Consider the following 22,971-nt stretch of genomic DNA (forward strand, 5'->3'; position numbering starts at 1 on the left):
CGAAACACACAGGTCTTTTTCGTAGAGTGTGGTGGCCCCAACAGTGGGCTTGTGTAAGAAACAGACACACAAGCCTATTTGTACGGACCAAAGAAGGGGTGTCGATACAAGACCGCCCCGCCCGGTCAACTACCGGGCGGGGCGGGCGTCCACTCATTCCTGCCTAAGCCAGGGAGATGAGGTCCTGGTATTCCTTGCTCCACAAATCTTCTACCGCATCGGGCAGCAGTAGCACGCGCTCGGGGTCAAGGGCCTCAACTGCCCCCTCATCGTGGGAAACGATCACGATGGCCCCCCGATAGTTCTTCAGGGCGTTCAAAATCTCTTCGCGCGAGGCCGGGTCGAGGTTGTTGGTGGGCTCATCGAGCAGCAGAACATTGGCGGACGAGGCCACCAGAGTTGCCAGCGACAGGCGGGTCTTCTCACCACCGGAGAGCACGCCTGCGGGCTTATCGACGTCATCTCCCGAGAAGAGGAAGGAGCCAAGAATGGTGCGGACACGGGTGTCATCAAGGTCAGGGGCCGCCGACTTCATGTTCTCAAAGACGGTGCGGTCGTGATCGAGGATCTCGTGTTCCTGGGCGAAATAACCCACCTTGGCCCCGTGGCCGTAGATGACCTCGCCGGTATCGGGCTGGGTGCTCTTAGCTAGCATGCGCAACAGGGTGGTCTTACCGGCGCCGTTAAAGCCCAGCACCACCACGCGCGAGCCGCGGTCAATAGCCAAATCGACGTCGGTGAAAATTTCGAGGGAGCCGTAGCTCTTGGACAGCCCCGTCGCCGATAGGGGTGTCTTGCCGCAGGGGGCAGGGTCGGGGAAGCGAATCGCGGCCACCTTATCGACCTGGCGCTCTTCTTCCAGCCCGCGCATGAGCTTTTCGGCGCGCTTGATCATCTGCTGGGCTGCAACCGCCTTGGTTGCCTTGGCGCGCATCTTGTTGGCCTGCTCCATCAGGGCCGAGGCCTTTTTCTGGGCGTTGGCGCGCTCGCGCTTGCGGCGGGCCTCGTCCTGCTCGCGCTGCAGCAGGTAGTTCTTCCAGCCCATGTTGTAGATATCGATGACGCAGCGGTTGGCATCCAGGTAGAAGACCTTGTTGACCACCAGTTCCATCAGTTCCACGTCGTGGGAGATGACCAGGATGCCGCCCTGGTAGTTCTTCAAAAACTCGCGCAGCCAGACTACCGAGTCGGCGTCCAGGTGGTTGGTGGGCTCATCGAGCAGCATGGTGTCTGCGTTGGCAAAGAGAATGCGGGCCAGTTCGACGCGGCGGCGCTGACCACCGGAGAGGGTGGAGAGGGGCTGGTTGAGGACGCGCTCGGGCAGGTCAAGATTGGCGGTGATGGTAGCTGCCTCAGACTCGGCCGCATAGCCGCCACCGGCAATGAACTCAGCTTCGAGCCGGTCGTAGCGGCGCATGCCCTTGGCGTGCTCTGCGGGGTCTTCGCTAGCCATCATTTCCTGGGCCTGGCGCATTTTGCGGGCAACCCCATCCAGGCCGCGGGCCGAGAAGATGCGGTCCTTGGCGAGCTGGGTCATGTCATCGACCTTGGGGTCCTGGGGCAGGTAGCCGATGGTGCCGCCGCGGGTGACGGTACCGTCAGCGGGCAGGGTCAGCCCGGCCAGCACCTTGGTCATGGTGGTTTTACCGGCGCCGTTTCGACCCACGAGGCCAACCTTATCGCCCTTATCGATGCGGAAGGTGACGTCCTCCATGAGCAGGCGAGCGCCAGCTCGCAGTTCGAGGTTGTTGACTGACAGCACGGGTCTACTGCTCCTAAGGTAAGGGGTGGATGGCCAGCTTTCTATCTTACCGCCCCGGTGTGGTGCTGGTCAATGTTGGAAGGGCCACCGGGGCGTTGGTTCGGGCTGGCGTCACAGAAGTGAAAGAAAGGCAGAGTTTTTGAACGGTGTTCAAAACCTGTTTATAGTAGTGGGCATGACATCATCACAGACTTCCGCGCGCCCGGCGCGCGCCGCTGCCAATCCCGGTCGCGATCTGGCTCTTATCGCTGTTTTTGCCGCTTTTATTACCGTATGTGCCCTGTTGCCCGCTATTCCGGTGGGCCCGGCCGCTGTTCCGATTACCCTCCAGACCCTGGCGATTTACATCGCAGCCCTGACCTTAGGTGGCACCCGCGCTGCCCTTGCCGTTACCCTGTATGTCGTCGCTGGCCTGATTGGCCTTCCGGTTTTCTCGGGCGGACGCGGCGGCTTCGGCACCATTGTCTCTCCCTCCTTTGGCTACCTGCTGGGCTTTATTCCCGGTGCCCTGGTTACCGGTGGGCTTGCCTACGCAGCCCTGCGCCGCCGTATGAGCGGGGCCGGCCTGTTTGGAGCCTTTGTGGTGGCTGTGCTCGCAGGTTTTGCCATCATCCAGGTCTTTGGTGTTGCCGGCATGATGATCAACGCCGACCTTGAGCTGGGTGCTGCCGTTGCCGCTGCCCTGATTTACATCCCCGGCGATCTCATTAAGTGCCTGGTAGCCGTGCTGGTTACCCTGGCTGTGCACCGGGCCTTCCCCACCCTGGCCCGCCGCTAGGTACGATAGAGCCCGTGTTTTTTTCTCGCTCTTCACGCGCAAGCGCTACAAGCCCGTCGGCTCGGTTTTCGGACGACGGGCTGCTTGCCACTCGCTCAGCTACCGTCACCGTCGATACCGGCACCAGCGAACGCACCCTCCTGCACGGAATTACCGTGGAGCTTTCCGCCCCGCGCACCGCGGTGTTGGGTCTCAACGGCTCGGGCAAATCTACTTTCTTGCGGCTTTTCAACGGGCTCTCCACCCTGACCTCAGGCGAGGTAAGTGTTCACGGGGTGAGTGTCAGTGAGAACCTGACCGCGGTGCGCTCGCGGGTGGGCATGCTCTTTTCAGACCCCGGTGCCCAGCTGGTCATGCCCACGGGGGTTGAGGATGTCGAGCTCTCCCTTCAGCACATCAAAGGCAAGGACGCCCGCCGCGCCGCCGCCCTGGATGCCCTTGCTGAGCGCGGGGTTGAGCACCGCGCTTTTGACTCTGTCTATAACCTCTCAGGCGGTGAAAAGCAGTTGACCGCCCTGGCAGCCGTACTTGCAGTGAACCCTAAGGTTCTACTTTTAGATGAGCCCACAACGCTTTTAGACCTCAAGAATAGGTTGAGACTATTTGACCTGCTCGACTCACTTCCCCAGCAGCAGGTCATCTCCACCCACGACCTTGACCTGGCAGCTACCTGCGATGAGGCAATCGTTATCCACGAGGGCCGCCTGCTGGCGCAGGGGCCGGCGAAAGCCGTCCTGGCAGATTACCAGCGCTGGTGTGCCACGGACTTCCCCGCCCCACCTGAACCTGCTGACCCCCAACGTCCCGGGGGTCGGGCATGAACATTGCCAACCAGCTCTTTGGCACCTATAAGCCCCTCAGCACCCCGGTACACCGAGCACCCCTGTGGGTCAAAGGTGTCTTCATTCTTCTGCTGGGCATCTACCTGGCAGCTACCAGCCACTGGGGGTTTGGCCTTGCAGCCCTCGCGCTGGTGCTAGCTCTTGGGGCCCTGGCAAAAATTCCCTGGCGCACCTGGGCGCAGTCCCTGGTTTCTCTTTCCTGGTTGCTGGCAATTCTGTTGGTCTACTACCTGGTCAGCAGCAAGCTAGAGTCGGGGGCAGACGTCCTGCTGACCCTACTCACCATGATTGCAGCTTCAAAGGTGCTGCTGTGGTCAACCCCTATGCCGGTCTTGATTGACGGGTTTATCTGGCTGTGCACCCCCCTGAAGTGGGTGGGCGGCTCCCCTGAGCGGGTGGGGCTGGCTCTGGCCCTGATGGTGCGCTCTATCCCGGTGATTATGGATAGCTGGCAGCTGATTCAGGCGGCGGTGGCCGCCCGCGGGATCAAGGTCGCCCAGTTCCGGCTTTTCATCCCCCTGGTGATTGCCACGGTGGCCTACGCCCACGAAACCGGCGACGCCCTGGCCGCCCGGGGCCTTGACCGATAAAGATGATTTACTGTGTATAAAAAGAAGAGGAGCCAGACCTGGCTCCTCTTCATAATTATCTTGTGCTAAAGGGGGAGAAAGCTAAACTGCTTCCAGCTAAATCCTCTAGCTTCGTGAGACCAACTATATACAAGGTTTTGTGAAGTCGCTACCGCGAGGCTTATTCATAAGGGGTTCCACAGGCTCGCGCTCGCTGCCGACCCTCTCGCATGGTTCGCTTCGCTCTCAATGCGATTCACGCCAGCCCCGAGCCAGCAGCTTCGCTGCGAGCCTGCTCCACCTACCCTAATGAATAAGCCTCCGCACAGACAAAGCCAAGATCTAATACGTACTAGGTCAAGTTATACGACAACAGGCAAAGTGATTACCGAGCTCAAGCTTGAGTTCTGGCAGCAACTTTTACGCTCGAAAGAATACGAACACTTCGAAACCGGATCGCACACTACGAACCTGTTTTCACCCGAGACCTGACTGAAGATTTAGCCGTCATGCTGAACCTTATTTCGTATCGTTCTGAGGCCATAGGAAATTGGGTAAAAAGTTTAGAAGAAGCCAGCTTTCTCATCTCAACGTTACCGGTTTCACCAACATCTAGCCGCTCTACCTAGGGCATAATAGAAAGGACGAAGGTGCAGAGATGCACCTTTTTTCTTTGACGAAAACGCCCTAGGATTCCATGAAAATCACCCAATTCATTCACCGGCGAGAATGGTTACTCGCCCTGGTGGCGGTGCTGTCCATCGTGGCTCAGGTCTACCTTGACCTCAAGGTACCCGAGTACATGGAAAACATCACCCTCACCATCTCAACGCCCGGGTCCGAGCTGAAGGACGTCACCTCAGACGGCACTCTCATGCTGGCAGCAGCCCTGGCCTCTATGGTCTGTGCCATTATCACCGGCTTCTGCACCGCAATTTTCGGTACCACCCTAGCCCGGCGACTGCGGGCCGGGGTCTACAACAAAACCTTTGACCTCTCCAGTGCAGAAGTTAATCACATCGGCACCGACAGCCTTATCACCCGCTCCACCAACGATGTGACCCAGGTGCAGATGTTTGTGGTCATGGGCCTGCAGATGAGCATTAAGGCCCCCATCATGGCGCTCTGGGCTAGCTCCAAAATTGCTACCCAGTCGCTGACATGGACCATCCCCACCGGGATCGCCGTCCTCGCTACCCTGCTGGTGCTGGGTGTCGCCATGGGCCTGGCAATCCCCCGCATGATGCGCATGCAGAAAATCACCGACCGCCTCAACCGGGTCACCCGTGAGCACCTGACCGGCCTGCGGGTTATTCGGGCTTACACCACCGGCGCCTTCCACGAGGAGCGGTTTGAGGAGGTCAATACCGACCTGCGTAACACCACCCTCTTCATCAGCTCCACCATGGCCTTCATCATGCCCCTGCTGACAGCCATTATGACCGGCCTGTCGCTCTCTATTTATGTGTTGGGTGCTGTGCTGATTAACGGTACAGCCGACTTGACCGAGCGCGTCACCCTCTTTGGGCAGATGGTTGTTTTCTCTACCTACGCCCTGCAGGTTGTCACCAGCTTCATGATGATGACCGTTATCTTTGTGATGGGCCCGCGAGCGCTGGTTGCCTGGCGCCGTATCCGCGAGGTTCTGACAACTCAGGCGGCAATTATGGACGGCGGGGTCAGCGCTGGTGTGGCCCCGGCAGGTTCCCTGGAGTTTAGGAATGTCAGCTTCCGTTACCCCGAGGCTGACGGCGATGCCCTGCATTCGATTTCCTTTACGGCAGCCCCGGGTGAGACGGTAGCTATTATTGGTTCGACCGGCTCGGGTAAGTCGACCCTGGTGAATCTGATTCCGCGATTTGCCGATGTGCGCGAGGGCGCGGTGCTGGTGGACGGTGTTGATGTGCGTAACTGGAACCAGAAGGACCTGCGAGCCCGTCTGGCCTATGTGCCTCAAAAGAGTGTGCTTTTTTCTGGCTCGGTGGCCTCTAACCTTGCCCTGGGTGAGGGCCTGCAGGAGGTGACCGCCGAGGACGTGGTGGCGGCAGCTCATGCAGCTGCGGCAGCTGAGTTCGTGGGCAAGAAGGAGGACGGCTACGCCTCGGTAGTTGCCCAAAACGGTAAGAACTTCTCAGGTGGTCAGCGGCAGCGCCTGTCCATGGCTCGGGCCTTTGCCCGTGGTGGGGAGATCATGATTTTTGATGATTCCTTCTCGGCCCTGGACTATAAGACTGAACGGGATATCCGCAGTCAGCTCAAGAACTCCGCCAAGGGGGCGACCATTGTGGTGGTGGCCCAGCGTATCGGTACGGTACGGGAGGCCGATAAGATTCTGGTGCTTGATAAGGGCCGCCTGGTCGGCTCCGGTACTCACGAGGAACTTTTGGCCAGCAACGAGGTCTACCAGGATATTGCCCTGTCCCAGCTCTCTGAGGAGGAACTTCGCTCATGAGCCAGTCACCAGTTTTTACCCCCGAAGAGCTAGAGTCAGCCCGCAGGGGTCTTGAGTCTGCAGGCCAGCTGCGCGATAGCCAGCTCAAAAGCGAGAAGGGAGGGCGTCCCGGAGGTCACGGCGGGCCCGGCGGGCCGCCGCGCCACGCCCTGCCGGGGCAGGCGTCCGCCCCTTTTAAGCAGACTATGGGCAAGCTCCTTGCCTACCTGCGCCCGGTGCTACCCGGCATGGTGGTCGCTATCGTCGCTGCCGTCATCGGGGTTGTTCTTACCATTGTTGCCCCGCAGTTCCTTTCGGCGATTACCGACGAGATTCAGAAGGGCTTCACCGGCCAGCTGGATATGGATGAAATCTACCGCCTGATGTGGATTTCAATCGGCATGTTGGTGGCCTCCCTGCTCTTGAGCCTGGTGGAGGGGCAGATTATGGCCCGCTCGACCGTCTGGGTATCGCGCTCCATGCGCCACGATTTGGACCGCAAAATTGACCGACTGCCCCTGGCCTACATGGATAGGGGCTCAACCGGCGATACCCTCTCGCGCGTGACCAACGATGTGGACACCCTTCAGCAGACCCTCAACAACTCCCTGGCCACCACCATCACCGGTGTGGTCACCCTGGTGGGCTCAACCATCATGATGTTTGTAACCGACTGGCGCATGGCCCTAGCTGCCATTGTTGCCTCTCTGCTGGGTATCGTCGCCTCAGGCTTCGTGCTGGCCCGCAGCCAGAAATACTTCGTGGCCCAGCAGCAGCTACTCGGTAAGCTCAATGGCCACATTGAAGAAACCCTCAGCGGCCATTCCATGATTCGCGCCTACAACGGGGAGGCAGGCGCCCGCGCCGAATTTGCCGACCGCAATAGCGACCTCTACCGGGTGGCCTGGAAGTCCATGTTCTTCTCGGGCCTCATGTTCCCCCTCATGGGCTTCATCGGCAACCTGGGCTATGTGGTGGTCTGCGTGGTTGGTGCCGCCCTGGTTCTCAACAACAGCATCACGTTCGGCGTGATTGTGGCCTTTATCGTCTACGTCCGCCTCTTCACCAATCCCCTGGGCCAGCTGGCCCAGTCGGCTACCTCCCTGCAGTCGGCGGCAGCCGCTGGCGCTCGCGTCTTTGAGTTCTTAGAGGCAGAGGAGCTGGAGGACGAGTCCGCCAAGACCGCCGCCCTGGATCAGCCGGTGCGCGGGGCGGTGGACTTTGAGGACGTGCGGTTCAGCTACGAGCCGGGCAAGGAAGTTATCCACGGCTTTACCGCCTCGGTAGAACCGGGCCAGAAGGTCGCGATTGTGGGCCCGACCGGTGCTGGCAAAACCACCCTGGTCAACCTGCTCATGCGTTTCTACGAACTGGACTCGGGCCAGATTCGTATTGACGGGGTACCTACCACCGATCTGACCCGCGAACAGGTGGACTCTCTCTTTGCCATGGTGCTACAGGATACCTGGCTCTTTGAGGGAACCTTGCGGGAGAACGTGGTCTACGGGGCTGGGGAGGTAAGCCAGGAGCGGCTTGATGAGGTGATGGCCTCGGTGGGCCTGGACGAGCTGGTCACCCAGCTGCACGATGGCTACGACACCGTGCTGACCGACCAGACCCAGCTCTCAGCCGGCCAGAAGCAGCTGGTCACTATTGCCCGGGCTATGGTGGCCAATAAGCCGCTGCTGATCCTAGATGAGGCAACCTCATCGGTTGATACCCGCACCGAGCTGCTGATTGCCCGTGCCCTGGGCCAGCTGGCGGTTGGTAAGACCTCCTTCGTGATTGCCCACCGTCTCTCCACCATCCGCGACGCCGACGTCATCTTCGCTATGCGTGACGGTGACATCGTCGAATCCGGCTCCCACACCGAACTGCTGGAGCGCGGTGGCTTCTACGCTGAGCTGTATAACTCGCAGTTCGCGGGGGCTAGCGACTAGGGCGGGCGGAGCAGGCTCCCGCTCACGGCCGCCTCCCAAGGGGACCTGATTTCCAAAAAGGGACCGCATATTATGCGGTCCCTTTGAGGTTTTGAGGTCCCCTTTCAAGCGCTGACCAGGCTAAAATATGTGTGATTGCACCTACACCTTCTCGCACAGTCACGAGGCGCTATGTCTAACTTTGCTTTTGTTTACCAGGCCCTGCCGGAGCTCTACCAGGATTGTGCCAAGGCCGAGGGCTATCTGGTGACGGACGCGCCCACCGCCTGCTTCTACGCCCGGCGGGCTATCGAGGGTTTGGTTGAGCATATTTACCGAGTGCGGGGCATCTATCGGACGGAGCAGGCCACGCTGGCGACCTTGACCAGCAATGAGGCTTTCTCTGTATTTCTCGATAATGACAAGCGCCTGAAGTTCAAGACTATCCGCCACCTGGGAAACGATGCGGCCCATAACTCCCGGAGGGTCCTTTCTGACCGGGACGCCGAGCGGGCGGTGACCGACCTGTATCACCTGATGGTCTGGGGTGTGTACAACCATTCGGCAACCCCAGCCCTAGCTCCTATGGGCAAGGCTTTTGACCGCCAGCTGATTCCCACGCTGCGTCGCCAGGCAGAGCAGCGAGCTCTGACCCAGCAGCGCATGGCTGAGGCTGAGGCCGAGCGCACGGCTGAGATGGAGAGGATAGCAGCTGAGCACCAGGCGAGGGTGGATGCTATGGACGCCGAGCTGGAGCGTCTTCGAGCCCAGTTGGCTGAAGCCCAGGCGGCTAAGACCCTGCCAGATACCCACGACTACAACGAGGCGGAGACCCGCGACTACTTCATCGATTTGCTCCTGGGCGAAGCTGGCTGGCCCCTTGCTCATAAGCGGGACCGCGAGTACCCGGTGACGGGTTTGCCCACTCCCAGCGGGTCGGGTCGAGTTGATTATGTGCTGTGGGGCAGGGACGGCCGCCCCCTCGGCCTGGTCGAAGCCAAGCGGGCCCGGGAGTCAGTAGATATTGGTCGCGACCAGGCCAAAGCATATGCGGACGCTCTTCAGGCGGCGACCGGCGTCCGCCCGGTTATTTTCTATACCAACGGCTATACCCACTACCTGTGGGATGACGCTGCCGGTTACCCGCCGCGTGAGGTGCAGGGGTTCCTCACCGAGGATGAGCTGGCCCTCATGATTGAGCGCAGGACTAGCCGCCAGCAGTTGAGCGGGCAGCAGGTCAACACTGAGATTGCGGGGCGCGGCTATCAGTTGCGGGCTGTTGCGTCGGTGGCTGAGTCATTTGATGCCCGCCGCCGTAAGGCCCTGTTGGTGATGGCGACCGGTTCGGGTAAGACCCGCACAACCATCGCCCTGGTGGATTTGCTGTCGCGGGCTGGGTGGGTCAAGCGCGTGTTGTTCCTTGCTGACCGTACTGCCCTGGTCAACCAGGCGGTCAAGGCCTTCAAGGCTCACCTTCCCAACCTGGCTACGGTGAATCTAGTAGAAGATAGGCAGGCCAATGGCCGGGTCTATGCTAGCACCTACCCCACCATGCTAAACATCATCAACCGCACCCGGGCTGAGGGTGAAGCTACCCTGCGCGAATTCGGTCCCGGCTATTTTGACCTGATTGTGGTCGATGAGGCTCACCGGTCGGTCTATGCCAAATACAAGGCGATTTTTGAGTACTTTGACGCCCTGCTGGTGGGGCTCACCGCTACCCCTAAGGACGAGGTTGATTTCAATACCTATGCTCTCTTTGACCTGGAGGCCGGCGTGCCGACCGATGCCTACACCCTCGATCAGGCGGTCAGCGACGGTTATCTAGTGCCGGCGCGGGGCTTTAGCGTGGGTACCCGTTTCTTGCGTGAGGGCATCCGCTATGACCAGCTCAGTGAGGCTGAGCAGGAGCAGTGGGAGTCTGCCGACTGGGGCGATGCTGTGCCCGATGAGATTACCAGCGAGGCCCTGAACCGCTTTCTTTTCAACGCCGATACGGTCGATAAGGTGCTGACCACGCTCATGGAGCACGGCTACCGGGTAGCTGACGGTGAGTTGCTGGGCAAGACCATCATTTTCGCCAAGAACCAGGCCCACGCTGATTTTATCTATGAGCGGTTTAACGTGCTCTTCCCCGGTTACGGCGGCTCCTACGCCCAGGTGATTACTAACCGCACGTATGCGGCAGAGTCAGCGATTGAGAAGTTCTCTGAACCGGAGTCTCTGCCCCGTATTGCTATTAGCGTGGATATGCTCGATACCGGCATTGATGTGCCCGAGATTCTGAACCTGGTCTTTTTCAAGCTGGTACGGGCGAAGACCAAGTTCTGGCAGATGCTGGGTCGCGGTACCCGCCTGGCTCCCGATGTTTTTGGCCCCGGGGCCGATAAGACGGACTTTTTGGTCTTCGATTTCTGCCAGAACCTGGAGTATTTCAGCCAGGATCTGCCCGGCTCTGAGGGTCAGCTGGCTAAGCCTGTCTCTCAGCGGGTGTTTGAAACTCGGGTGAGGCTGGCCCGGGCCCTGGTGGGCTCTGGCACCGTGGGTACTGGGGACGATTACGCGGTGGCGGTGCGCTCTGACCTGGCTACCTTTGTGGGTAGGTTGGATATGGGCAATGTGCTGGTGCGCCCGCACCGGGCAGCGGTGGAGCGCTTTGCATCCGCGGATGCCTGGGCGCAACTTTCTGAGGCTGAGGCCGAGTTGGCGCTGAGTTTGGGGGCTGTTGCCTCAACGGTGCAGGTCGAAGGAACCCTGGAGGCTAAGCAGTTTGACCTGCTCATGCTTGGGGCCCAGCTGTCTGCCCTCACCGGTGATTCTGCCGCACTAGCCCGTGCCAAAGAGGTGGCCCAGACCCTGGCCGAGGATCTGCTGACTAAGGCAGCGGTTCCTGCCATCGCGGCCGTCCTGCCCCACCTGGAGCAGTTGGCTGCAGATGACTGGTGGGTGGATGTCTCCCCTGCCCTGCTGGAGTTCATGCGCAAGAAGCTGCGCGGTGTCACCCACCTGCTTGATAAGGGTCAGAAGAAGATTGTCTACACCAATTTTCAGGACGAGCTTATCGACCCGGTAGAGGTCGAAGTGGTGCGTACCCAGGTGGGTATGAACCAGGAGCGGTTTGAGCAGAAAATGCAGGAGTACCTGCGCGAGCACCTGGATGCAGTTGCTGTGCAGAAGGTTCTTCGCGGCAAGCAGCTGACGGACGAGGATTTTGCGGCTCTGGCTGATTTGATTGATGCTTCGGGTATTGGCGGGCCTGCAAATGTGCAGGTAGCGCGTGAGTCTGGGGGTCTGGGTGTGTTTGTGCGCTCGCTGGTGGGTTTGAGCAGGGACGAGGCCCGGGCGGCTTTTGCAGTCTTTTTGGATGAGTCGCGGTATTCGGCGACGCAGATTCGATTTGTGCAGCGCATTGTGGATGAGCTGAGTGAGAATGGCACGGTTGACCCGTCGCGTCTCTATGAGGACCCCTATGTAAGTTTGGGTGACCCGCTTGAGATGTTCGGGGACGATGACGCCTTTGAGATTGTTTCTATTCTCAACCGTATCAGGGCTACGGCCGAGGTGGCTTAGCAGGGTGTAGGGGCTTGTGACCCCATATACTTAGAGCTATGGCTATTGCAATCTCGGGCGAGACTAAATCGCGTATTGATCGTATTTGGAATGATTTTTGGTCGGGCGGTATTTCTAACCCGCTTGAGGTTATTGAGCAGATGACTTATCTGCTGTTTATTCGTCGTTTGGATGATGCGCAGACCCGTGCTGAGAAGAAGGCTCGGTTGACTGGCCGCCCGGTGGAGAACCCGGTGTTCGGTGAGGGTCAGGAGCTGTTGCGGTGGCAGAATTTTAAGAATCAGGACCCGCAGGTCATGTTTGACCTGATGAATACTGGCATTTTCCCCTTCTTACGGAATTTGGGTAGCCAGGTGGGTGGTGAGGCGTCCACTTATTCGCAACATATGAAGGACGCAACTTTCCGCATTCCCTCCCCTGCCTTGCTGGCGAAGGTGGTTGATCAATTAGACGCGATAGCTCTTGATGATCTTGATACGAGTGGCGACTTGTATGAGTACATGCTGTCGAAGTTGGCAACGTCGGGCACGAATGGCCAGTTCCGCACTCCGCGTCACATTATTGAGTTGATGGTGGCGATGATGGCGCCTGATGTTGAGGACGTCATTGTGGACCCTGCCTGCGGTACGGCTGGTTTTTTGGTGGCTGCTGCTGAGTGGGTGCGTGAGAATCGGGACCCGTTTACGAGTGCGAAGCACCGGGAGCATTTCCATGGGGGTATGTTCCACGGGTATGACTTTGATTCGACCATGTTGCGTATTGGGTCGATGAATATGATGTTGCACGGGGTAAATAACCCTGATATTCGCTACCGTGATTCTCTGAGTGAGGGTGCCAGTGAGGACGCCGAGAAGTACTCTTTGATTCTGGCAAACCCGCCGTTTGCGGGGAGCTTGGATTATGAAGCAACCAGTCAGGATTTGTTGAAGGTCGCTAAGACCAAGAAGACTGAGCTGCTGTTTCTGGCCCTGTTTTTGAAGTTGTTGAAGCCCGGTGGACGGGCTGCGGTGATTGTGCCGGATGGTGTTTTGTTTGGGTCGTCGAAGGCTCATAAGGACGTCCGCCGCGCCTTGGTTGAGGACCAGAAGCTGGACGCTGTGGTGAAGTTGCCTTCGGGGGTCTTTAAGCCCTATGCGGGTGTATCGACTGCTATTTTGTTCTTTACGAAGACGAATTCGGGTGGCACTGACGAGGTGTGGTTCTTTGATGTTGAGGCTGATGGTTTCAGCCTGGATGACAAGCGGAACCCAGTGGAGGCTAATGACCTGCCGGAGGTTTTGAAGCACTGGGCTGATCGTGATGGGGCTGAGCGTGAGCGGACCCGCACGGAGAAGTCTTTTACGGTGCCGAAGAGTGAGATTGTGGAGCAGGGCTATGACCTCTCTATTAACCGCTATAAGGAGCTGGTTTTTGAAGAGGTGGCCTACCGCTCCCCGGAGGAGATTATTGCGGAGCTGGAGCAGACCCAGCGCGAAATTGGCGAGCACATTGAGCAGCTGAAGAAGGTGATGGGGCTGTGAGCGAGACAAGGACGGTGAGGCTCGGCGATGTCTGCCAGGTTGTGTCTGGTGCTACCCCCAAAACTTCAGTTGAAGAGTATTGGGATGGGGATATAAATTGGGTAACCCCTGCTGATTTAAGTAAGCTTTCAGGCGCATATATCTCTGAGACTCCACGAAAAATTACTGAGGCTGGTTTCAATAGCTGTGCTACAAACTTGCTTCCAGAGAACTCTGTGTTATTGAGTTCAAGAGCCCCCATCGGTCACGTTGCTATCAATACTGTTCCGATGGCAACTAACCAGGGTTTTAAAAGCCTGATTCCTGGTGACCAGATCTTGCCAAAATTTTTGTATTACTGGCTTATTGACCATAAAGAGTATCTACAATCTCTTGGCGTAGGTGCGACGTTCAAGGAGCTATCCAAAAAGACAGTGGAGAATATTAAGCTCGACCTTCCTCCCCTAGAAGAGCAGGCAAAGCAGGTTAAGATTCGCGACCTTCAGTCAACGATTGCTCAGAAGCGTGAGCGCCAGCAGGAGCTTTTAAAAGAACTGAAAACAGCAGTTTTTTCCACAATGTTTGAAGGAAAAGATTATCCCATATTATCACTAAACGAAATATCACTTGGCAAAGGAACCTACGGAGCAAATCTCGCCAGCGAAGAATACAACTCTGATAAACCAAGATATATCAGAATTACAGATATCAATGACGACGGTTCACTTAATAACGATCTTCGTTCACCGGCTGGAAGCAATTCTGATTGGGAAAAATACATATTAAAGCCCGGAGATCTCTTATTTGCACGATCAGGTGCAACCGTGGGTAAAACTTTTCTTGTTCAGGACGAAACACAAAAAGCGATTCACGCTGGGTATCTAATAAAATTTAAACTAAATAGAAATCTAGTAAATCCCGACTATATTTTTTCCTATACACAGACTCCAGCTTATAGGGCATGGGTGAAATCTAAACAAAATGTTGTTGCGCAACCCAACATTAATGCGAAGCAATACGGGCAAGAACTAAAAATACCCATCCCCCCATTGGCCCACCAGAATAAGTTTTCAAAAATAATAGGAAAGATATAAATGAATTGGTTCCTAGAACCTGAAACTTCCAGAGCTTTACTCACTACCGCTATTGCGTCACTTGCGGGTGTGTCCTCTGCATTTATAGCGTCACAAAATGTCTCAAAGACCATAAAAAATCAAAACAAAGGCTTACCACCTGAGTTGCTACGCCTAGAAAAAATTCAGTCAATCATCATCAACCATAATTCTAATAAAGATATTAAAAATATCAATATCAATAGACTAAAGAAAGAATACGAGAGATCAATCCATAAATCAGCACTTGAGTCTCAACTTGCTTTTCTAGGAATCCAAGATCCAATCGCCAGACAGAAGCTGCTTCATATTCCTGAAAATGTTTCAAGCTACAAAGATTTTCCTGATCTAAATGCAGCCAGAGGTAGCAAAATCGATTCTTTTTTAAAGTTTTTTGGACTCATCATCGGAATACTATCAATTCTATGTATGATATTTGCTATTTTACTCCTGGTTTTCTCTACAATTTCGCTAGCACTGTCACCAAATGGTGACAATTCAGAAATTCTGCAAAGTAACATCTTCTCATGGTTAACAATATTATTTTTTACATTACCATTTATTTTACTTTCAAAAATTATCATTGGGCGATGGTCACTGCCTGATATTGAGACTGACTTAGTTATAAGGAATGTCTACCAACATTACTCCGAGTACTTCACTGGACAGAATGTAACCATAAGAGAAAGCCCATCGGAGTATAAAAAAAGAATAATTTTTGAGAATTCTAAAAAGTACCGGAAGTGGTTATCCAAAAATAAAGGCTTGACTTCTTGGGATTACGGCTTCTCTGTGGAAGAAAAGTTATCTAGAGCTGCTGTATCAGATGCAGTCCCAGATGGATATTCCACTGTTGACAATAAAATAGTTTTTAGAAGAGATCTTCCTTTTATTATAAAGGGTCAAAAAATTCAGAAAGTCACATCTAAGAAAAATAGTAAAAATTTTGACGTTCCATCCGAATACATTATTTGATAAACCTTGAATACGAATTTCGTAAATTAAAGCCTTGGGTATGTTAACATTATTTCTTCCCCAGAAGGGTTGAATAAATATTTTTATGCGGCGCCTACCGGGCACCCAAAAACTACTGCTAAGGATATAAGAGCCAGCTCGTTGATGACCCACCTATGAGTTCGCAGTTTTCATTGCACACCAATAGCACTAATGCCTTGATTTAGCCCCATTGCGACGATCGCTATGACTTGAGTTGGAAGATACCAGAACATACGCACAGCCAATTGCTTCGTTCCCCGTTCAACTTCGACAGCTTCATAATCCTTACCTAATTAAATCTCCAAATAAGATATCTACGGTCCTACACATTTCAATCCAGCTTAGAGACCTCCTAGAATCACTACCTCAAAATTTGCTCTCGAGATTCCTTTTACACCAAATAAGAAACTCTTCTGTGATTCGCCCATTTGATTCGAATGGCAAACCTCCATCATGCGAATATATGGCCACCAAATATATCAGCAAGCGTTGTGATGAAAGCGCAGCACGCTACTCTATGTATACCTGTGCCTAACCGAATACACTCGTAATTAAAGATGCAGGGTACCCCGCGATCCAGGTCAATAGAAGCAGAAGAAGCATTACCCTCTATCTCTAAGACCGGGTGGCCGGTATACACATCACTCCATAGCTCAACATCTTGTTCCTGTAGTGGGTGGGGCACTTAATCATCAATCCAGGTACAGGAAAAATCGATATTACCTAGAAAGGTTCCTGTCGCGACGTCCTTATAATCAAAGCTAATGAGAGGTTGGTTTATGGCCGGATTTATCACATCTTGCGGGTTTCGCCCACTTCATCCAAATAACTCGTAACGTACACTGCAACTCAGTCGACGGGCAAACGCCTCAGCCCGACGAATTATCTCTTGGGAAGTAGGTTTATTCCAATTCGTCGGGTGGATTGTGATACTTACGCTCATATATTTCCCCAGGGGTTACATATCAAAGACTTTCTCCAGTCCGCCAGATAGTCACATTTGTACAACTCCATCTACATAGCACAAACCAAACTCATTTACTTAGTTTCATTCGGGTGAGAGGTAAACACTTTCTCAAGATAAACCCGGCGTGCGCTTTCATCGACAAAAAACCAGATTCTCGCGCCACCTTTTAAAGTTGGTTTGTGCTGCCAGCGTTCAAACTGTCTTCCTTGATAGGTAAGCTTCCCCAGCTCTCCACGCAAACAATAGTTGCTAGGCGAGACCTCCATTGGAGTCTTAGTAAGACACTCCCAGGTGTCCACAAGAGGACCAGGAACCGTAGCCTTTAAATCTCTCCAACCTTTCTGGGCGTGAGTACTCGCATAAACAATTTCATACTCCGATTTACGTAGTGGTCGCTCAACCCGAGAAGTTTTTGCCATTAAGGTGCCTCTGCTGCCACCGGTTCAGCCAACCATTTAGGTTCCACTTTATCCAGCCCAGCAGCTAGAGCAGTTGCGGACTCAAACCAGCTCGTTACCCCTACCAGCAAAGTCTTTGGCTGGTTGGTAGCAAAAGCAGCTCGGGCCGTATCTATTAGTTCACGGGCACAAAGCTCACGATCCTCAGCATTAAGAGCCAGCATCCAGGGGAAAACAGTGGCCATACGTTCAGCCAGTGAACCACCCTCAAGTGTTGTGGCAGCAATAATCTGAGCTGCAATCGCAAACATATCGCGACGTTCGTCTGCCTCATGCTCAGTCATCAGTACGAGGTTTTCACCGTCACGACGGGTCACAAGAACAGGCTGAGACTCTACCGCTTCAAAAACAGGTTTGGGATTGCGGCTCAGCTCTGAGGAATTGAAGGTTCGAGCGTAGGTAAGAGTAGACATACAAACAGCTTATTCAGAAATAGTTCTGAAAACAAGAGGTTCTTAGGTGTTGTACTTATGACCGGCAGTACTGGAGGCTGGTATACCGAAATCATCCGTGAAATCGGGCAATACCCTGCACCCAAACCGCACCGTGGACTTCCCGGCAATATCGAAGATATCTACTGAACATCGAACCGCTGATATCCCTTCGATTTTCTGTTCTAATCTGGCTTAATAGGTATATGGGATTAAGGGACAACAAAACTGCTGAACAGCTTTTCGACGATATTTCCCTCATGCACCACAACTTAAAAGATGGTGCAGAAACAAGCCCCGCTGAGGACTCCCCCGCCCGACTAGGTTACTCGGATGTTCCCCCGTGGTTGTGGAACGGAATCTCTGACGCCATGACCTTCCTGTCCGACGTCATGGGTGTTGGCTCCGAGCCCTACAGCAATTGGCTGAAGAACCACCAGGACCCCGCCCCCATTGAGGAATGCGGCCTGGCTGACCTCACCCTCTATTTCTTCATGGCAGGACGCGGCGAGCGGTTCAGTGAAGGCACCATCGCTGGCTTCGTTAAAACAGGCAAACTGCTCGCCATGACTGAGCGTTTCTTCGAGCTAGTCCCCAGCCTGCCAGAAAAGGACCTTCGGCAGAAATAGCGCCGTCAGTTACCCCGGCAAGACAACAACCGAAATTGCGCACACACCCTAACTATTAACTAATCGGGGTTCAACTTAACGCACTACCCGCAGCGCCGGGCGTCCGCTCTCACCATGCTTTTCGGCCTTGCCCTCCCCCTGCACAAGTCGCAGACGAGTACTAAACGTCAAAGTCAGCACATCATCAACCGGCACCGCAAGATCAGCAGCAATACGCTCAGCCGTCACAGCACCGCCCTTATCAGCAGCGAACACCTGCGGGAAAAGCCTGGACTGCTCAAAGGCTCCCATGCCCTCAGGCTCACCGTCCCTATAACCCCGGCGTGTTAACTCAATACACACCTTGCGGTAAATCCATTCAGTCATCCGCCCACTCTTATGCAAAGAGGTTGCCAAGGCAAAGGCAGATACCTGAAAAATGTACTTGGCTTCTACAAGATCGTCCGCCGAAGCATTATGAGGAAGATAGTCAGCCAACAGCGACTCAGGCATTAACAGGGCAGACGCAAACTCGTCCGCCTCGCGTTCCTGCACCGCCGAAGAATCATCAACAGGAGCAAACCGGTGCAGCACAAGATGGGCCAGCTCATGAGCAATATCAAACCTAGCTCGCTCGGGAGTCTTCTGCTGAGCAACAAAAATATAGGGCTTACCCTCATACCAGAGTGAGAAGCCATCAACCTGCATGGCAGCGTCTGGAAGCACCATCACACTAATACCCCGCGACTCGCACAACTGCACCAAATTCGGTAAGGGCCTAGTACCTAGACCCCACTCCTCACGAAGCAACTGAGCAGCTACCCTCGGGGCTATTCCCTCAAATGAAGGCACGACAATTGAAGGTAGGGTGAACTTATCCTCCACCCACTGCATTATCTCAATACCGGTAACGCCTGCTGCAAGGGCAGAATCACGCGCACTGCGAGTAGCCGCACGACCAGCCCTAAAATTAACAGCATCAACCTCAACCGCCACCTGTGGCTGGCGTGAAAAATACTCAACCGGGTACCCAAGAACTTGAGCTAACTGGCTGACTGCTGAATCAGGGGCGCCCTCTTTTTCATACTTTTGAGTAGTACGGTCTGTTACCCCTAGTTCCTGTGCCAAAGACACACGGGTATGCCCCCGCCGTTTACGGGCGAGGGCAACACGCTCAGGGTAACTGCTATGCAATCTGGAACTCATCGTCTCCGCCACCAATATCAGGAATTTCGCTACGGTCGATACCTAACTTAGTTCGAGCTTGACCCTCACGCCACGTTAGACCCCACAATGGAAACATGAAGGATCAAGAAACCCTCTACACGGTAGGGGAAGTAGCGCAGGCTCTCGGTGTCACGGTGCGCACCCTGCACCATTGGGAATCCCTCGGGCTCGTTGCCCCTGCTGAGCGTACCTGGTCGAATTATCGGCTGTACACTCCCGACGATATTGCGACCCTGCAACGGATCCTCATCTACCGGGCAACCGGCATGAAACTCACCGACATTAAAGAAGCCCTGGCCAGTAGCTCAACCAGCCTGGAGCACCTCCGCAGGCAACGCCAGGCCCTCATGGAGCAGCAACAGCAGCTCTCCGCTATGGTCACTGCTATCGACACCCTCATGGAGAACGAAATGACGAACAAGAAACTCACCCTCACCGAAATCGGCGAAGTTCTCGGCGACGCCAACTTCGCCAATTACCAGGCAGAAGCTGAGGAACGCTACACCGGCACAGATGACTGGGCCATCAGCCAGCAGCGCACCGCTAGCTGGAGCCAGGCCGACTGGGCGGGTTACAAGAATCGCGCCGCTGAGCTGGACGGAAAACTAGCGGATGCCGTGCGCCGCGGCCTGCCGACGGACAGCGACGAGGCTGGCGAGCTCGTCCACGCCCACCGTCAGCTGCTGAGCGAGTTCTTCCCCGTCACCCCCGCCAAGCACTACCTGATCTCGCGCGGTTATATTACCGATGAGCGGTTCACCAGCTACTACGAGTCCCAGCAGGCGGGCCTAGCCCAGTGGCTGGCTGATGCTATCGAGGCAGAGGCCCAACGTGCCGGGGTGGACCTGACTAACCCCACCTGGGACTAACTACAGCATTTCCCCTAACCGAGCGTGCGTCATATCGCTGAGCGTGCACCGACAGTGCGCACGCTCAGCGATATGACGCACGTTCGTTGTACCGCCGGTAAATTGAGCCTATAAAAATGCCCTTTACAGACCTGCCCCTGACCGGCTCCGAAAAAGAGCTGGTGCTTGGCTATATCCGTTTTCAACAGGGGATATTCTTGCGTAAGCTCCGGGGCGCGGACGGCACCTGCCTGGGTGAGAGCGTCCTTTGCAGTCCCTGTACCCCAGCAGCATGACCCTAGCCGGTATGGCCGGGCACCTCTGGTTCGTTGAGGACTACTGGCGGGAAAAAATTCTTGCTCAGCCATAGCCCTTACCCTGTACGTAATGTACATTTAGTACATGACTACAACTACCGGAACAGCAGAATTTCGCCAGAACCTCGGCCACTACTTTGACGAAGTGCAGCGAGAGCCCGTTGCTATCGAAAGCAGAGGCCGCCGCCGAGCCGTCCTTGTCTCCCCCGTCTTTTTCGATCAAGCACTCGAAGCACTCGAAGATAAACTTGATGCCGCTAAAGCCCGTCAAGCCCGCCAAGAAGAAGACGAAATCCCCTTTGACCAGCTCATGGAAGAGCTCGGCATTAAGCTTTCATGACAGCTAACTACTCAGTTACCTTCAAACCTTCTGCAGCAAAAGAACTGCGCAAAATCAATAAAAACGATCAGACCCGCATTGCCAAGAAAATCCAAGAGCTTGCCTCAAACCCATACCCGCCAGGGATCAAGAAAATAGTTGGAGGAGATGGCGAACTCAGACTTAGAGTTGGCAACTACAGGGTAATCTACGCTGTCGAAGAAGGCCGGCTCATCATCTTGGTTCTAACAATCGGTCACCGGCGAGAAGTCTATAAAAAATAGAAAACAGGCTCACCCAGCTCGCTATACCAACCAATTACTATTTGAGCTGGTTGAAGGTATAAGACTCCTTTATGGAAAAGCACATGGCCCACAAGAAACCCTAACCGAGCGTACGTCATTTCGCTGAGCGTACACCGACCGTGCGCACGCTCAGCGAAATGACGCACACTCGCGCTGGAAAAGTAGTCTGACCCCTATAAACCGCCCCTGACCGGCTCTAAATAGCGAAGAAAATAAGGAGACTAGACATGGACCTCACCACCTTCACCTGGACGCGCCCGCCCCGCCACTACACCGTCACCCGTGACCGGGTAGAAATCACCACCGAACCCGGCACTGACCTCTGGCAACGCACCTACTACCACTTCCGCAACGACAACGCACCGGTCCTGCAAACCAGAACCCGGGACCAGTATTTTTCCTTTATCGTCAAGGCCAGCTTCGATACCGCCCAGCACCGCTTTGACCAGTGCGGTGTAGCTGTCTACCTCGACAGTGAAAACTGGATCAAGGGTTCCATCGAATACGAAAATGAGGACTTCCAGCATCTGGGGTCGGTCGTCACCAACGGCGGCTACTCCGACTGGGCCACCACAGAGATACCGGCATCAACCGGCTACATGTGGTACCGGCTCAGCCGCAGGGGCCAGGACTTCCGCATTGAGAACTCTCTCGATGGCACCACCTGGCACCAGATGCGCATCTGCCACCTGGCGGATGCGGGTGAAGAGATCAGTTTTGGGGTCTACGCCTGCTCCCCCGAAGACTCATCGTTTACCGCTGTCTTCACGGATTTCGAGCTAACAGACTGTGCCTGGCAGCCCCATGATGGGCAGCAACCGGATGCCTAAGCCTGAAATTGGCCCAGCAGGGCGAGGACGCCGCAGCTCATCTGCACAGGTTAGGGCGACTGTAGAAGCGATAAGCTAACTTCATCTGGAGTGGCTACAAAGTCATAACTATAAATTTTAGTTTACTAGTGAACTAAATGGGTGTAGGCTTCAAGTACCAGACGATGTAACACGACATCGCCCGGTATCGTCAAAGATGACACCACTTGAAGGGAAATACCATGATAGATTTCACTGGAAAGATCGCCACAGTCTCAGGGGCAGGTTCCGGACTAGGACGCGCAATATCGCTCAAACTTGCCGAGTTAGGAGCGAGCGTATTAGTTACTGATATCAATCTTGATGCTGCACAAGAAACTGCTGAAACCATTATTCAAGCCGGTGGCACAGCATCAGCCCTTCAGGCTGATACTTCTAACTATGATGATCACGTCAAGGTAGTTGAGACAGCCGTCAAAGAGTATGGAGCCCTGCACTTAGCTGTCAACAACGCGGGCATTACCGGCCCTACTGGCAAGATTGAAGATATCGATATTGCTGATTGGGACAAGGCTATCGATATCAACCTAAATGGCGTTTTCTACGGCATCAAGGCCCAGGCTCAAGAAATGCTCAAGCATCCTGAGAATTCCGCAATTGTAAATGTTGGTTCCATCCACTCCCGCACATCCTCAATTGGATCCCCGGCTTATACAGCAACTAAGCATGCAGTGGACGGAATTACCAAAGCTGCGGCTGTAGAATATGCGCCGTTGGGTCTACGCGTAAATGCTGTTGGTCCTGGGTATGTGAATACTCCATTACTGAAGAACGTCAGTGATGATGCCCTTAAAGCACTTACTGCTAAACACCCCATGGGACGGCTTGGCACTCCTGAGGAAGTAGCCAATGTGGTGGCTTTCTTGCTCTCAGATGCTGCCAGCTTTGTCACCGGTTCCTACTATCTAGTAGACGGTGGGTATAACGCAGTTTAATTAAACCGATTTTTCTCTAGCACCAAATTTTTTAGCTCCGCTACGCCCCTAACCGAGCGTGCGTCATATCGCTGAGCGTGCACAGGCCATGCGCACACTCAGCGAAACGGCGCACGCTCGCTTGATTTCGCCGCAATGTGCAGAAAACCGGCGACTAAAAGTTTTCATTATTCATTTACCAGACATCTTCTCGCCATCTTGCCGCCATT

18 protein-coding genes are annotated in these 22,971 nt (G+C 54.8%); 15 read left to right on the forward strand and 3 right to left on the reverse strand.

Annotated elements, in window-relative coordinates:
- Window positions 1-163 precede the first annotated feature (163 nt).
- A complete protein-coding gene (gene abc-f, locus ACEE43_RS03360; protein WP_449106901.1) occupies window positions 164-1,762 on the reverse strand; it encodes a ribosomal protection-like ABC-F family protein in 1,599 nt (532 codons plus the stop codon).
- A gap of 175 nt (window positions 1,763-1,937) precedes the next feature.
- Here abc-f and ACEE43_RS03365 point away from each other — a divergent pair, with 175 nt between their 5' ends.
- The 9 genes from ACEE43_RS03365 to ACEE43_RS03405 all read left to right on the forward strand — a co-directional run bounded on the left by ACEE43_RS03365 (window position 1,938) and on the right by ACEE43_RS03405 (window position 15,457).
- A complete protein-coding gene (locus tag ACEE43_RS03365) occupies window positions 1,938-2,540 on the forward strand; it encodes a biotin transporter BioY (RefSeq protein ID WP_377129459.1) in 603 nt (200 codons plus the stop codon).
- Between the two features lie 14 nt (window positions 2,541-2,554).
- Window positions 2,555-3,361 carry an energy-coupling factor ABC transporter ATP-binding protein gene (locus ACEE43_RS03370; RefSeq protein WP_449106902.1) on the forward strand — a complete coding sequence of 269 codons (807 nt, stop codon included), beginning with the start codon at window positions 2,555-2,557 and terminating at the stop codon, window positions 3,359-3,361.
- Window positions 3,358-3,972, forward strand: coding sequence for an energy-coupling factor transporter transmembrane component T family protein (locus tag ACEE43_RS03375; protein ID WP_449106903.1), 615 nt, complete (start codon window positions 3,358-3,360; stop codon window positions 3,970-3,972). The genes ACEE43_RS03370 and ACEE43_RS03375 overlap by 4 nt, the downstream gene beginning before the upstream one ends.
- A gap of 676 nt (window positions 3,973-4,648) precedes the next feature.
- Window positions 4,649-6,403 (forward strand): ABC transporter ATP-binding protein, encoded by a 1,755-nt coding sequence (locus tag ACEE43_RS03380; RefSeq protein WP_449106904.1) that lies wholly within the window; start codon window positions 4,649-4,651, stop codon window positions 6,401-6,403.
- On the forward strand, window positions 6,400-8,322 hold the full coding sequence (locus ACEE43_RS03385; RefSeq protein WP_449106905.1) for an ABC transporter ATP-binding protein: 1,923 nt from the start codon (window positions 6,400-6,402) through the stop codon (window positions 8,320-8,322). Before ACEE43_RS03380 ends, ACEE43_RS03385 begins: the two co-directional genes overlap by 4 nt.
- Before the next feature lie 171 nt (window positions 8,323-8,493).
- Window positions 8,494-11,871, forward strand: a complete 3,378-nt coding sequence (locus ACEE43_RS03390; protein WP_449106906.1) for a DEAD/DEAH box helicase family protein — start codon at window positions 8,494-8,496, stop codon at window positions 11,869-11,871.
- A 38-nt stretch (window positions 11,872-11,909) separates the two neighbouring features.
- On the forward strand, window positions 11,910-13,391 hold the full coding sequence (locus tag ACEE43_RS03395) for a type I restriction-modification system subunit M (protein ID WP_449106907.1): 1,482 nt from the start codon (window positions 11,910-11,912) through the stop codon (window positions 13,389-13,391).
- Complete coding sequence (locus tag ACEE43_RS03400) at window positions 13,388-14,464, forward strand: restriction endonuclease subunit S (protein ID WP_449106908.1); 1,077 nt, start codon at window positions 13,388-13,390, stop codon at window positions 14,462-14,464. The genes ACEE43_RS03395 and ACEE43_RS03400 overlap by 4 nt, the downstream gene beginning before the upstream one ends.
- Window positions 14,465-15,457, forward strand: coding sequence for a hypothetical protein (locus ACEE43_RS03405; RefSeq protein WP_449106909.1), 993 nt, complete (start codon window positions 14,465-14,467; stop codon window positions 15,455-15,457).
- A 1,406-nt stretch (window positions 15,458-16,863) separates the two neighbouring features.
- On the opposite strand, the gene ACEE43_RS03410 is transcribed toward ACEE43_RS03405, so the two are convergent.
- Window positions 16,864-17,316, reverse strand: a complete 453-nt coding sequence (locus ACEE43_RS03410) for a prevent-host-death protein (RefSeq protein WP_449106910.1) — start codon at window positions 17,314-17,316, stop codon at window positions 16,864-16,866.
- A gap of 278 nt (window positions 17,317-17,594) precedes the next feature.
- On the opposite strand from ACEE43_RS03410, the gene ACEE43_RS03415 reads away from it, so the two are divergent.
- Window positions 17,595-17,963, forward strand: coding sequence for a hypothetical protein (locus ACEE43_RS03415; RefSeq protein WP_449106911.1), 369 nt, complete (start codon window positions 17,595-17,597; stop codon window positions 17,961-17,963).
- Window positions 17,964-18,038: 75 nt separating this feature from the next.
- Here ACEE43_RS03415 and ACEE43_RS03420 read toward each other — a convergent pair whose 3' ends face one another.
- Window positions 18,039-19,076, reverse strand: a complete 1,038-nt coding sequence (locus ACEE43_RS03420; RefSeq protein WP_449106912.1) for an ImmA/IrrE family metallo-endopeptidase — start codon at window positions 19,074-19,076, stop codon at window positions 18,039-18,041.
- Window positions 19,077-19,243: 167 nt separating this feature from the next.
- Between ACEE43_RS03420 and ACEE43_RS03425 the strand changes: the two genes are divergently transcribed.
- The 5 genes from ACEE43_RS03425 to ACEE43_RS03445 all read left to right on the forward strand — a co-directional run bounded on the left by ACEE43_RS03425 (window position 19,244) and on the right by ACEE43_RS03445 (window position 22,762).
- Entirely contained in the window at window positions 19,244-20,038 is a 795-nt protein-coding gene (locus ACEE43_RS03425) for a MerR family transcriptional regulator (RefSeq protein ID WP_449106913.1), read from the forward strand.
- Between the two features lie 381 nt (window positions 20,039-20,419).
- Complete coding sequence (locus ACEE43_RS03430) at window positions 20,420-20,674, forward strand: type II toxin-antitoxin system Phd/YefM family antitoxin (RefSeq protein ID WP_237209365.1); 255 nt, start codon at window positions 20,420-20,422, stop codon at window positions 20,672-20,674.
- Window positions 20,671-20,937: a type II toxin-antitoxin system RelE family toxin gene (locus ACEE43_RS03435; RefSeq protein ID WP_237185622.1), complete on the forward strand. Its 267-nt coding sequence runs from the start codon at window positions 20,671-20,673 to the stop codon at window positions 20,935-20,937. Before ACEE43_RS03430 ends, ACEE43_RS03435 begins: the two co-directional genes overlap by 4 nt.
- 248 nt (window positions 20,938-21,185) lie before the next feature.
- Window positions 21,186-21,788: a DUF1349 domain-containing protein gene (locus ACEE43_RS03440; RefSeq protein ID WP_449106914.1), complete on the forward strand. Its 603-nt coding sequence runs from the start codon at window positions 21,186-21,188 to the stop codon at window positions 21,786-21,788.
- Between the two features lie 221 nt (window positions 21,789-22,009).
- Window positions 22,010-22,762: an SDR family NAD(P)-dependent oxidoreductase gene (locus ACEE43_RS03445; RefSeq protein ID WP_449106915.1), complete on the forward strand. Its 753-nt coding sequence runs from the start codon at window positions 22,010-22,012 to the stop codon at window positions 22,760-22,762.
- The last annotated feature ends 209 nt before the right edge of the window (window positions 22,763-22,971 follow it).

It is taken from the genome of Rothia sp. 11254D007BW (assembly GCF_053548195.1).